The 12,182-nt window shown below is 57.9% G+C and carries 9 protein-coding genes; 5 read left to right on the forward strand and 4 right to left on the reverse strand.

Annotated elements, in window-relative coordinates; genetic code table 11:
* Positions 1 to 12 precede the first annotated feature (12 nt).
* Both ACE2AA_RS11305 and ACE2AA_RS11310 read right to left on the reverse strand, forming a co-directional pair.
* Positions 13 to 1,083: an isopenicillin N synthase family oxygenase gene (locus tag ACE2AA_RS11305; RefSeq protein WP_141261444.1), complete on the reverse strand. Its 1,071-nt coding sequence runs from the start codon at positions 1,081 to 1,083 to the stop codon at positions 13 to 15.
* Complete coding sequence (locus tag ACE2AA_RS11310; protein ID WP_141261445.1) at positions 1,080 to 1,943, reverse strand: sugar phosphate isomerase/epimerase; 864 nt, start codon at positions 1,941 to 1,943, stop codon at positions 1,080 to 1,082. The genes ACE2AA_RS11305 and ACE2AA_RS11310 overlap by 4 nt, the downstream gene beginning before the upstream one ends.
* Before the next feature lie 169 nt (positions 1,944 to 2,112).
* Here ACE2AA_RS11310 and ACE2AA_RS11315 point away from each other — a divergent pair, with 169 nt between their 5' ends.
* A complete protein-coding gene (locus tag ACE2AA_RS11315) occupies positions 2,113 to 2,985 on the forward strand; it encodes an NYN domain-containing protein (RefSeq protein ID WP_395369835.1) in 873 nt (290 codons plus the stop codon).
* Between the two features lie 17 nt (positions 2,986 to 3,002).
* Here the strand turns inward: ACE2AA_RS11315 and ACE2AA_RS11320 are convergent, their stop codons facing one another.
* The gene (locus tag ACE2AA_RS11320) at positions 3,003 to 4,253 is read right to left on the reverse strand and encodes a M20 family metallo-hydrolase (RefSeq protein WP_141261447.1); all 1,251 of its coding nucleotides are present in this window, start codon (positions 4,251 to 4,253) and stop codon (positions 3,003 to 3,005) included.
* A gap of 150 nt (positions 4,254 to 4,403) precedes the next feature.
* Positions 4,404 to 5,276, reverse strand: coding sequence for a dimethylarginine dimethylaminohydrolase family protein (locus ACE2AA_RS11325; protein ID WP_141261448.1), 873 nt, complete (start codon positions 5,274 to 5,276; stop codon positions 4,404 to 4,406).
* Between the two features lie 411 nt (positions 5,277 to 5,687).
* Here ACE2AA_RS11325 and ACE2AA_RS11330 point away from each other — a divergent pair, with 411 nt between their 5' ends.
* From ACE2AA_RS11330 to ACE2AA_RS11345, 4 genes are all read left to right on the forward strand, one after another.
* A complete protein-coding gene (locus ACE2AA_RS11330; protein WP_141261449.1) occupies positions 5,688 to 6,662 on the forward strand; it encodes a LysR family transcriptional regulator in 975 nt (324 codons plus the stop codon).
* A 66-nt stretch (positions 6,663 to 6,728) separates the two neighbouring features.
* Entirely contained in the window at positions 6,729 to 8,309 is a 1,581-nt protein-coding gene (locus ACE2AA_RS11335) for an ABC transporter substrate-binding protein/permease (protein ID WP_141261450.1), read from the forward strand.
* Positions 8,299 to 9,063, forward strand: a complete 765-nt coding sequence (locus tag ACE2AA_RS11340) for an amino acid ABC transporter ATP-binding protein (protein ID WP_395369838.1) — start codon at positions 8,299 to 8,301, stop codon at positions 9,061 to 9,063. Before ACE2AA_RS11335 ends, ACE2AA_RS11340 begins: the two co-directional genes overlap by 11 nt.
* A gap of 605 nt (positions 9,064 to 9,668) precedes the next feature.
* Positions 9,669 to 11,981: a TonB-dependent receptor gene (locus tag ACE2AA_RS11345; RefSeq protein ID WP_395369840.1), complete on the forward strand. Its 2,313-nt coding sequence runs from the start codon at positions 9,669 to 9,671 to the stop codon at positions 11,979 to 11,981.
* Positions 11,982 to 12,182 lie beyond the last annotated feature (201 nt).

Raw genomic sequence — 12,182 nt, forward strand, 5'->3', positions numbered from 1 at the left:
GCCGTGACGGGGTCAGGCCTTATCATTTTTTGTGCGCTTGAAATGCCCGAACGTGGCCACCTTGCGCGCGCCCGTGGGCAGCGACAGCGTCCCGTCCGCCACGCGACGGACAAGGTACTGGTAGGTCTGCAACGCCTGCGCCCACATGTGTTCCCCGATGGTAATGGTCTCGTAATCCTGCGTACCATTGGCGAAGGCTGGCAGCGGCTGGATCTTGGTATGATAGTCGCAGGCATAGAACAGGGGAAAGGAATATCGTTCCGCCGGGACACTACGCACGCGATGCGCGGTGGCGACAAACGTACCTGCCGTCATGACTTCCAGCATGTCGCCGATATTGACCACAAAGGCACCGGGTACCGGCGGCGCATCGATCCACTCGCCATTGCCGTTCATGACTTCCAGCCCCGGCTGGTCCGCCAGCAGGATGGTGAAGCATTCATAATCGGTATGCGCACCAATACCGGGCGCATCCTTTACATCCGCGTCATATGGGTAATGGATCATCCGCAGTTTGGAAGGCGGAAAATTGGCGAGGTCATCGAAATACGTTTCCGGCAGCCCAAGGGCTAGGGCAAAGCCACGGAACAGCGTGCGGCCCAGCGCGAAAACGGATTTGTAATAGGCTTCGGCCTCGGACCGGAAACCCGGCACCGTAGGCCAGTTGTTCGGCCCCAGCAGTGGCGTGCCAGCCTTGACCAGCGGGTTGTCAGCCGGGACCTCGAAACCTATGTCAAAGGCTTCCTTATGGTCTGGGCGGCCCTTGCTGTAAACTTCTTCGCCTTCCGGCACGTAGCCCTTATGCGTGGCGGACGCACCGATGTAGTATTTCATCTTTTCTTCGTAAGGCAGCGCGAAGAAATCCCGCGCGGCCCTGCGCACGCCCGCGATTGCGGCATCCGGCACGTCATGGCCGGAAATATAGAGAAAGCCCACATTGCGCGCGGCCGCCCCGAGTTCTTCCGCCACGGCCTGACGCCTGGCAAGATCGGGGCTGTACAACCCCGCGATATTGACAACGGGAATGGACGTAAAGGTCTCAACGTGACCGGGCATTACCGTATCCTGTTTGGTAGATGTCATGACGCGTGATCCTGCTGCTTGGTCGAGATGAAATCCAGAAAATGCTGACGTTCCGTCTGCCCCATCCACACATTCAGCCCCCACAGATCGGTCACGGGGGCGTTGGTGAAGGGAAGCGTGTGCAGATAACCATCCGGTCCGCATTCGGGGGTCAGGGTCGTCGTGGTGTAGCCCCGCGCCATCTGGGACAGCCAGACCTTCTCCCAGAACTGCTGGTGAAAGCGCAGGGCAGGCTGGTATTCGGGGGCTGCCGGATGGGGCACCTGCGGCCCCTGGTCATACCCCACACGCGCCTGCACATGGTGCACCCGGCTGACAAAGGCGCTGAAATCATCCAGCGGGTCATCCAGCAGGCGCTCACAGGTCACGACCCAGTGGCTGATATCCGTCGTAAACAGCACATCGGGATGCTGGCGGATGACATCCAGCGTCATCCACGGGCTGGACAGGATGCGCGCGCGGTGGGTTTCAAAACTGCACAACAGGCCGGTGTCACGCGCCACCTCCTGTGCCCGTGCAATGAATTCAACCTGCTGGGCCGCATTCCACCGATCATTGCCGCCCAGCACGTTTATGAAACGCGGTGACATGGGTACTGCGCGTTCCAGTATGGCACGCAGGTCGGTGACATGATCATCCACGCTGGCGGCCTGCCGCGGCAGCACGCCGCCACCGGTCATGGCGATACCGATATAGGGTACACCTTCGCCCCGCAGTATCCGTGCGCATTCAGTTGCCTGCGCCACGGTGGACGGGATCCGTGCCTCGATCCCGTCAAAACCGGCCGCCCGCATATCGGTAACAGGCTGGTCCCATGGGCGCATATCGCCCCACAGCGTCTTGAATATGTCCAGTTGCATCAGTTGGTGCCCCCCAGTGTGGACCAGATGGGAAAGCCGGACGGGATCGAGGCACGGATCATGTAATGCAGCTACCCCCTCAATAGACGCGAAATGATATGTTTACGCAACGACGATCAACCGCCGTGGTCACATGTGTAAATAGGAATTTTCCAAAGTACACTTAGGCATGTACGCCACCAAAGGCATGATGGGTGAAAAGCGGGATCACGTCATTTGCCCGACAGGTCGGCAGCCTGTATCTGACCAGCGGCTGGAGCACGATTTTCCGAAGGGCATGATGCAGAACAATTCTGAAAAGGCACTCGCTTTACTGATTGATGGGGATAACGCATCCCCCAGGATCATCGTTGGCCTGCTGGAAGAAATCGCCAGTTATGGGGTGGCCAGTGTCAAACGCATCTATGGCGACTGGACAAAGCCCAACCTGAACGGCTGGAAGGGATGCCTGCTGGAACACGCAATCCAGCCCGTGCAGCAATTTGCCTATACAACCGGAAAGAACGCCACCGATGGCGCGATGATCATTGATGCGATGGACCTGCTGTATACCGGGCGTTTTGCGGGATTCTGCATTGTATCGAGTGACAGCGATTTCGCCCGCCTTGCCGCCCGCATCCGTGAACAGGGGGTAACGGTCTACGGGTTTGGGGAACGCAAGACGCCACGTCCCTTCATTACGGCATGTGACAAATTCGTCTATTTCGATGTCCTCAACCACCACGCCACGCATGACGTGGAAACGCACAGGCACCGGATAGACCGGACAATGTCCCGTGGCCTGTCCTCGGGACAGCCAGTGCAGACCCTGGATGAACAGGATCTGGACAAGCTGCGCAACGCCATCAATGCATCATCGAATGAAGACGGGTGGGCCAACCTCGCATCGATCGGTGCGCATCTGGCCAAGCAGGCGTCGGACTTCAACGCCCGCAACTTTGGCTATACGCGCCTGAGCGATCTGATAACCGATTCCGGTATTGTCGATGTCGAATGGGTCGGTCACCACCCGAAAGTGGTCATGGTGCGGCTGAAGAAATAACCCCGCCGCACCTGTTCTTATGCCGCGTCAATCCGGGTATCGGCCAGCAGCACGGCATGCAGCAGGACATTCGCACCTGCTGTCGCATCCACCGGTTCGGCACTTTCGGCCTCGTTATGGCTGATGCCGTTCAGGCAGGGGACAAACACCATGGCGGTTGGCACCACCTGCGCCATATAGGCGGCGTCATGCCCGGCGCCGGATACGATGTCGCGCATGGAATAACGTTCCTCCTCCGCTGCCTCACGCACGCAGGCGACGCAGGTGGGGTCGAAATGCACGGCGGCTGAATTCCATACCGGCGACACGATCGCCTCAACCCCGCAATCCTCGGCCAATGCCGCGATCCGGGCACGGAAATCCTGCTCCATCGCTTCCAGGACAGTGTCGGAAGGGTTGCGCAGGTCAACGGTGAACATGACGTTGCCGGGAATGACATTGCTGCTGGCGGGCTGGCAGTCGACAATGCCGACCGTGCCCAGACCGTCCTTATGGGACATCGCGACACCATGCACTGCATCGATCATGCGGGCGGCAGCCCACATGGCGTCGGCACGCATGGTCATGGGTGTTGTGCCCGCGTGGGAATCCCGGCCCATGACGCGTACTTCGTACCAGCGCATGCCCTGGATGCCCTGCACCACGCCGATCGTCTTTTCTTCGGCCTCCAGCACCGGCCCCTGTTCGATATGCAGTTCGAAATACGCGGCGGCGGGATGCTGGCCACAGGGCTGCGCGCCCGCCTGCCTGCCCTGTGTCAGGGCCTCACCAAGGGTGATGTCGTCACGGTCGGGACGGCTGCGGGCATAGTCTTCGGTAAAGACCCCGGCAAACACACCGGATGCCAGCATGGGGGGCGTAAAGCGTGCGCCTTCCTCATTCGTCCAGTTGACGACTTCAATCGGGTGGCGGGTCTGGACCTTACCATTTTCCAGCGCGCGCAGCACCGCAATCCCGCCCAGCACACCCAGAATCCCATCAAAACGCCCGCCGGTCGGCTGCGTGTCCAGATGGCTGCCAATCATGATCGGCTTCAGGTCAGGCTGCGTGCCGGGACGGCGTGCGAACTGGTTGCCCATGGAATCATGGATGACCTCACACCCCAGCGCCCGGCATGTGCTGGCGAACCATTCGCGTACCTTCAGGTCATCCGCCCCAAGCGCCAGACGATGCAGCCCGCCACGCGCGGTCGCGCCAAAACGTGCCGTTTCCATCAGGTCGGACCATAGCTGCGAGCCATCGATCGAGATGCTGTTTTCCATACCCACGGGTCTGTCTCTCCGTTGAATGACGCCGGACGATGCGCAATTGGCCAGGGATGCATCAGGTCGGCAGGACGTGCCGTGCCTGACCGCGCGACGGGACCATGCCGCACATGTCAGGAGCAGGCACGACCATGCCTGCCCCCATACGGTGGGTCAGTCCTTCTTCAGGGATTTGCGGCGCAGCGGCATGGTCATGCAGTGGATGCTGCCACCACCCTGCGAGAACTGATTGAGTTCCGGGTCCAGCACCGTCAGGCCTTCGGCGCGCAGCATCTGGTTGATGCGCGTGCAATGATGGGGGCTGACCACGCGTTCACGACCCAGCGACAGGACATTGCAGCCCATGTCCCGCATGGCTTCCTTGTAACTGACCGGCAGCAGGCGGATGCCCTGCGCGCGGAACCAGTCCAGATCCTCGTCGGCGATCACGTCCACCGCAGCGATGGCCAGATCTTCCGCCACCATGGTGAAGATCACGTCCAGGTGCAGGAAATGTTCGGGGAAGCGGATCATGCGGCAGGTCCAGCCGGCTTCCTCGAACCAGCTTATGAACTCGGCGGCGCCGGCTTCATCCGTACGGCCACCACTGACGCCAACCGCCAGCAGGCCGGGACGGATGATGTGGATGTCACCGCCTTCGATATGGCCCTTCGTGCAGGTCTTCCAGATTTCGTCCTTGCCGTAGAATTCATGGATCGGCGTGATTTCCGCCGTACGCTCGGGACGGGCGAGGTTGGTGACGACAGTGCCGAACGGCGTGGTCTGGGAACTGTCGCGGGTGTACACCTCGTACGGCATGTCCTTGTGCGGGGTCAGGAAATGGCAGCTGACCTGTTCGCCTTCCAGCGTGGCGACAAGTTCCCTGAACTGCGCATTCAGCGCGGCGCGGTCAATCTGCGCACCGTTGGCCATGCTCTGGATGGCGATATCATTACTGGGAATCCAGGAATAATAATCAGGGGGACATAGCAGCACATCCGCCAGATCCCCGGTTTCACTGTCAATAAACCAGCGGTTCGCGACCATTGCCTTTAATCCTTGTCACATAACTGAATACACTAGGGTATTTCCCGAAAGATAGCGGGGGGCACAGACGTTCAAATATCAATGGTCCATAGTTTACTTTGTATTTTCATTAATCTTGGCAAACGGCACATCCTGTTACCATTACCATCATCCGCGCAGGGATGCGGCAGCCGCGCATGCCAGACATTTTTTATTTCCAGATCAGTATTTTACGCTTTTCGCCTGACACCCACACATAATCATTCCACCTGTCCATCGTTGCGGTTTATGGATAAAGCTGACAACGAATTGGCCATTTCCGACAATGAGAAGGGACAAACGCCTGCCTATGTTCTTATACAGGAATAATTCCGGTTGCCAGCATGGCGGCACGGCATGTTCCATGTCTGATACCTGGTGAATCGATCCTGCATGACGCGAGAACATACATCAAGTCCGGGCAACGGCGCGCGCCGCAAGGCGCCACACCGCAAGGCCGCCGGTTTTCACGGCCAGATCGCCGAAGTGGACCTGCGCCTGCTGCGCGTGTTCCGCACGGTGGCCGAACATGGTGGGTTTGCCGCCGCCGAAGTGGCGCTGGGCAAAAGCAAGTCTTCCATCAGCATCGACATCTCGGCGCTGGAAAACCGCCTTGGCCTGCGGCTGTGCATGCGCGGACGCAGCGGATTTGCGCTGACGGCGGAAGGGCGGATGGTCATGGAAGCCACCAACACCCTGTTTTCCGACATCGCGCGTTTCCAGCAGCGCATCAACGAAGCCAGCGGCACCCTGTCGGGGCGGTTCTGCCTGTACGTGCCTGACAATATCCAGATCCATGGTGAAACGGCGCTGGTCCGTGCGATCGAAATCTTCACCACCCGCCATCCGGGGGTGTTCCTCGACATCCGTTCCGCATCCTCGCGGGAGGTGGAATTCGCGGTACTGAACGGGCAGGCTTCCGCCGGGATCATGCTGAACCCGCGCCACCTGCCCAACATGCACGCGACCCCCCTGTTCCGGGAGGAGCTGCACCTGTTCTGCGGCATGCGCCATCCGCTGTTCAGCATGCCCGAAGACGAGATCACCCCCGAAGTACTATCCCAGCATCGCATGATCGAGGTATCGGGCGCCGCATCGTCACCCATGTGGGAGGGGATACGTCCCCACCTGACCTTTGCCGCAGCTGCCGAAAACGTTGATTCGCGCGCTCTGCTGATCCTGTCGGGCAGTTATGTCGGTTTTCTGCCTGAACCCTTTGCCCAGCCCCTGCTGCGATCCGGCCTGCTGCGCCGCATCACGCTGGGGGGGCTGGAACTGGTTACGGGTTTCTACTTCATTGCCCGACCATCGCCCGAAACCGGGCTGATGATCGATATATTCCGCCGCATTCTGGAAGAAGCCTGCTAGCGCGGGCGCCACACAGATGGTTTTCCACCCTCGATTCCTGCCCCATACCCCCGTGGAGCACACCGTATGACCCATTCCATGGCGCAGTTCATGCGCCGCTGTTCTTTCCGCTTCCGGCCCCGCGCACTGGCAGCCGCCCTTGCGGGGGTACTGGCCATTGCGGGAAGTGCGCAGGCCGCCGATCCCGACCTGCCCGGCTTCATCCATGATGGTACGCTGACAGTCTGCACCAACCCCACCCTACCACCGATGACATTCGTGAACGGCACCGACGTCAACGCCGTGGACGGGATCGATATGGATATCGCCCACCGGCTGGCGGAATACTGGCATGTGCCCATGGTCGTCACGACCATGGACTTTACCGGCCTGTTCCCCAGTCTTGCGGCGCAGCGGTGTTCGATGGTGGCCAGTGGCATCATAAAGCTGCCGGACCGCGAGAAGAATTTCGATGCCGTCTCCTATCAGGACACGGCGCTGGTGGTCGTGGCGCGTGCCGGGACCCCACCTCTGTCCAGCATGGCCGACCTGTCGGGCAAGACAGTGGCCGTGCAGTCGGGCACCAGCTACAGCGCGCGGCTGGCAAAAGAAAATGAAGCACTGGTCCAGGCCGGTCGCGCACCCATCATCATCCAGCAGTACCCGACCGAGGACCAGGTGGTGCAGCAGGTGCTGATCGGGCGTGTCTTCGCCTTCGCCAGCCAGGATGTGGAACTGTACTACCGGCAGGAACAGCTGCACGGGAAGGTCAACGTCATCCTTGTGCCCCCCTATCCCGAATACCGGCATTTCGCACTGTATATCCGCAAGAACGCGCATGACCGCGAACTGCTGGAACAGGCCATCGCCACCATGGGCCAGAACGGGCAGATGGCCGCGATCCAGAAGAAATGGGCCATCTCCCCCGATGCGGCAAAGGCGCTGACCCGCACGCCGCCTGCTCCCATGTTCCGGTGGGACACGTTTTTCTCCGCGCTGACATCAACTGCTTTCATGCGCGGCGCGTTCATCACGCTGGCGGTAGCCGTCCTGTCGCATTTTACCGCCATCATGATCTCGATTCCGATGGCGCTGGCACTGAACGGGCGGGATTCGCTGCTCAAGATGGTACTGAAGGGATATGTGTCAGTATTCCGTGGCGCACCGACACTGCTGCAGCTGCTGTTCATATGGAATGCGCTGCCGCAGTTCCTGCCGATCTTCCGCGAGGCATGGTTTACCCCCTTTCTGGCCACGTGGCTGTCACTGTCGATCAATGAATCCGCCTATCAGGTCGAAATCAACCGCGCCGCCCTTGGCGCGGTGGACAAGGGACAGGAACTGGCAGGGGACGCGCTGGCCATGTCGCGGCGACAGGTATACCGCCATGTCATCTTCCCGCAGGCCCTGCGCATTGCACTGCCCCCCACCATCAACGAATTCATAAGCCTGCTGAAGACTACGTCGCTGGCATCGGTCATCTCGCTTCAGGAGCTGCTGGCGGTGACCCAGATCCAGGTGGCGCGCACGTTCGAATTCACGGAGTATTACGCCGCGGCGCTGGTTTACTATCTGGGTATGGTTTTCTTTTTCCTGTTCCTGCAAAAACGTGTTGAACGCCGCTTTGCATGGGCTGACCGTCACAAGGCGACCGCAAATGAATCCTGATCCCAAGACCATGCCCGACCCGTCGGCCATGATTTCAGTCCGCAACCTGAGCAAGCTGTACAAGGATTTCATCGCACTAGACCGGATCAGCTTTGATGTGCAGCGCGGGGAAAAGATTGTCGTGCTGGGCCCGTCAGGTTCAGGCAAGTCAACGCTGATCCGCTGCTTCAACCGCATCGAACCGCATGACAGCGGTATCCTGAGCATTGATGGCCAGATCATCAATGCGCAGACCGACCTTACGCAACTGCGCGCGACCGTCGGACTGGTGTTCCAGAACTACAACCTGTTCCCGCATCTGAGCGTGCTGGACAACTGCACGCTGGCCCCGCGCCTGGTCAAGAAAACCCTGCGCGCCAGTGCGGAAGAAATGGCCATGCGGTTTCTGAAGCAGGTCAATATTGCCGAACAGGCCAATAAATATCCCATCCAGCTGTCGGGCGGGCAGCAGCAGCGCGTGGCGATTGCGCGCGCGCTGTGCATGCAGCCCGAGGTCATGCTGTTTGACGAACCGACCGCGGCCCTGGACCCCGAAGCGATTTCGGGTGTGGTCGCGATCATGAATGACCTGGCGCAGCAGGGCATAACCACCCTGTGTGTCACCCATGAAATGGGGTTTGCGCGCCATATCGCCGACCGGATCATTTTCATGGACAAGGGGCGGATTCTGGAAATCACGCCACCGGCCGAATTCTTTACAAACCCCAAGACACAACGCGCGCGGGATTTCCTCGACCAGATGATTTCCTACTGAAGAGCATGCCTTGCATATTACAAAGCAGGGCCTGTCATGACCTGAAATCCGTCCTGTAGAGAGAAAGAAGCGGAACAGGCGCTTTCTGATGAAACACGGGCGATCTGCCCCCTGATTGAGGCGGTTCCCCTCGGGGCAAGACAGCGCCACATGAACCTGCGATGCACAATGGAGTGGCGTGCTGTCGCCACTGCATCCCAGAAAACAGCCATATCGTTCCTCATCGTCATCCACATCGCAGCAGCAGACCGGATCAGGCCATGACTGGATCTAAACACCAGATGTGTCTTCGTGTTTCACAGGATGTTGTAGTCAGGCAACATCAAAAAAAAACCAAGCTGTTTCCTGCCCTTTCACACAGCAGCATCCCGCGCATAACTCAGAATTAAACTTTCATAATTATCAATATGTTATATGACTTTTACGCGCTTGCATCCGCCACATTATTGGGCTTTCGATCCATTACATACAGATAATAAAAAGTGTGATTTGGCTTCTTATAAACCAATACACGAGACGCCTTATTGTAAGAATCAAAGCAAGATAAATGGGGTTTTTTTGCGCCCCAGGGATCGGTTTAACGGGAATGAAACAGGAATATCGGCATGAAACTATATTTTTTACGTCATTCCTTCCGTCTTCTGGCTGCGGTCCCGACATATGCCCGTCTGCCCGCCCTGCCCTGCCTGCTGCTGGCATCGACATCACCGCTGGCCGTTGCCGCAACGACACCTGCCAGCGCCCAATCGGTTGATACGAAACATATCGCCGCACACCATTCCACTGCCATGCCACGCCGTCAGGGTGCGGCGGTTCCCAAGGCATCGCCCGAACAGATAACAGTGACCCGGTCACATGCGCAGCGTTATCTGGCCACGCCCGGTACGGTGAATACGATCAGCGGGAAAGAACTGCGCTCGCTTCACCTTGAAAGCCCGAAGGATATTGCAGCGTTCACGCCAGGTGTGACGGCAACGAATGCCGTATCCGGCTCGGCGCCCATTTTCTCCATCCGTGGTGTTGGTCTGGATGACTATGTCGGCACCAACATGGGCGGGATTGGTATTTATCTGGATGGCGTATTCGCCCCCTTCCCCGTATTCTACACCGGTCAGATGCTTGATATTGAAAGCGTTGCCACGGAAAAAGGCCCACAGGGCTTTGACATGGGCCGCAGCACCACTGGTGGCAGCATCAATATCCAGTCTGTAAAACCATCCGACAAATTCGGTGGCTATGCGGAATGGGGTTACAGCAGCTATAATACCAACCGTGGCCGCTTTGCCATCAATACCCCGATCACCAGCAGGATATCCAACCGTCTGGCTTTCAATTATGTCAAGGGCGATGGCTGGCAGAAAGACATATCAACAGGCGCACGCTATGGTTCGCAGGACCTTCTGGCCATTCGTAACCTGACCAAATTTACGATTGATGATACGTCTTCGTTGCTGCTGAACCTCCATTACACACGCGACAAGGGCACTTCCACCTCACCACAGGATATCGGGCCGGTTTCCAGCGGTGATACTGGCATGAACCCTTCAGCCAATGCGGTCAGCGTGGGCAACGCCGTTCCCCAGCGAAACGAGAATGGCGGGGGTCTGTCCGTCAATTATACCAAGGCGTTTGACTTTGGTGACTTCTCGTCCACGACAGCCATCGATTTCTATCGTCGTGACGATACTGACAACTATGACGGTTCAGCCGTTCATATTGCTGACTACCGATGGAATGATACGGCCATAGCGCAGTCGCATGACATGCACCTGCGCATGAATCCTACGAAATTCTTCCATCTGACCGTTGGTGTTTTTGAATCATACGACAAGATCGACGGCGACTATACCAGTGACCGCATGCAGTCCAGCAGCGCGCTCGCCCTGGACAACCACTTTTCCCAGCAGAACCTGTCCACCGGCGTTTATGTAAACACGGTTACCAACATTACCAAGAAACTGGACTTCATTGCGTCTGGCCGCTTCTCCTATGACGAACGCGGTTTTGACGGAGGATCAAGATATTCGGAAATTGGCGCCAATAGCCCAAGACTTTTGGCACCATATAATGCGCGGGTAGGTGATGCACTGACTGGCGTTAATGAACGTCATGACTATCATCGCTTTACCGGGCGCGTGGGCCTGCGCTACCAGATTGTGCCGGGCACTTATGCATACGGCACGATTTCAAATGGTTACAAGGCCGGTTCCTATTTTGCCGCACCCGTGCTGGCGGCCGGGGCGCTTGATTACGTCAAGCCGGAAAACCTGATTGCATATGAAGTCGGCATCAAGTCTTCCCTTCTGCACAACAGGCTTGAGGTAGAAGGCTCCCTGTTCGACTATGAATATCACAACCGTCAGACCCTGTTCTTCGCACCGATAACGACAACCGAAAACTCGCTTACGCTTGGCACGATCCCGCGTGCACGCACCCGTGGTGGTGAACTTTCAACCACACTGCATAACCTGGTGCCCAACCTCGATATCCGTGGTTCCTTTGCCTATCTTGATGCGCAGGTCAAAAGCCCGGTCAATTATATTAACGGGCTTTCCCTTGACCCGGCGGTGGCACACAATTCCCCGTTGCCCTTTTCTCCCCGTTTTTCGTGGAGCGGCGTCGCACGCTACAATATCGATATCGATAGTTATCGCGTTACCCTGCAGGCCAGCTATACATGGAAAGACAATATGTGGGCGGCACTGGGTGACCCTAATGCCAAGACCAGCAAGATCAGCTCCCTGGGGTTACGCATGGAGGTTGGCCCCAAGACAGGCAAATGGACTGCCGCCGTATATGTTGACAACCTGCAGAACAACAAGGGCACGACCTATTCCTTTACCGGAAGCGACAACAACCGTGCGCAGTACATCCAGACGCCGCGCTGGGTTGGCTGTGAACTGCATTACAACTTCTGAAGCATCTAACGATTATCGGGGAAGTATCCACATATCCTGAATTGTCTTGTATTCTGGATACAGGACTTCCCCTATTTCCGGCCTGTTCGGCTTCAGCATGACTGTCTGTAACCGTCTGGTACAAGGCAGGATCGATTGTCATGCCTGTAAATCGATCATATTTGAATTCGTGATGGGGGAAGTGCAGGATGACGCCTGCAC

This window comes from Komagataeibacter diospyri (assembly GCF_043995075.1).
Lineage (GTDB): Bacteria > Pseudomonadota > Alphaproteobacteria > Acetobacterales > Acetobacteraceae > Komagataeibacter > Komagataeibacter diospyri.

What these genes read in the sequence shown, in the direction of transcription:
- ACE2AA_RS11315 (WP_395369835.1), top strand. Translation starts at nt 2,113, where the DNA reads ATGTACGCCACCAAAGGCATGATGGGTGAAAAGCGGGATCACGTCATT.
- ACE2AA_RS11340 (WP_395369838.1), top strand. Translation starts at nt 8,299, where the DNA reads ATGAATCCTGATCCCAAGACCATGCCCGACCCGTCGGCCATGATTTCA.
- ACE2AA_RS11330 (WP_141261449.1), top strand. Translation starts at nt 5,688, where the DNA reads ATGACGCGAGAACATACATCAAGTCCGGGCAACGGCGCGCGCCGCAAG.
- ACE2AA_RS11325 (WP_141261448.1), bottom strand. Translation starts at nt 5,276, where the DNA reads ATGGTCGCGAACCGCTGGTTTATTGACAGTGAAACCGGGGATCTGGCG.
- ACE2AA_RS11305 (WP_141261444.1), bottom strand. Translation starts at nt 1,083, where the DNA reads ATGACATCTACCAAACAGGATACGGTAATGCCCGGTCACGTTGAGACC.
- ACE2AA_RS11345 (WP_395369840.1), top strand. Translation starts at nt 9,669, where the DNA reads ATGAAACTATATTTTTTACGTCATTCCTTCCGTCTTCTGGCTGCGGTC.
- ACE2AA_RS11335 (WP_141261450.1), top strand. Translation starts at nt 6,729, where the DNA reads ATGACCCATTCCATGGCGCAGTTCATGCGCCGCTGTTCTTTCCGCTTC.
- ACE2AA_RS11310 (WP_141261445.1), bottom strand. Translation starts at nt 1,943, where the DNA reads ATGCAACTGGACATATTCAAGACGCTGTGGGGCGATATGCGCCCATGG.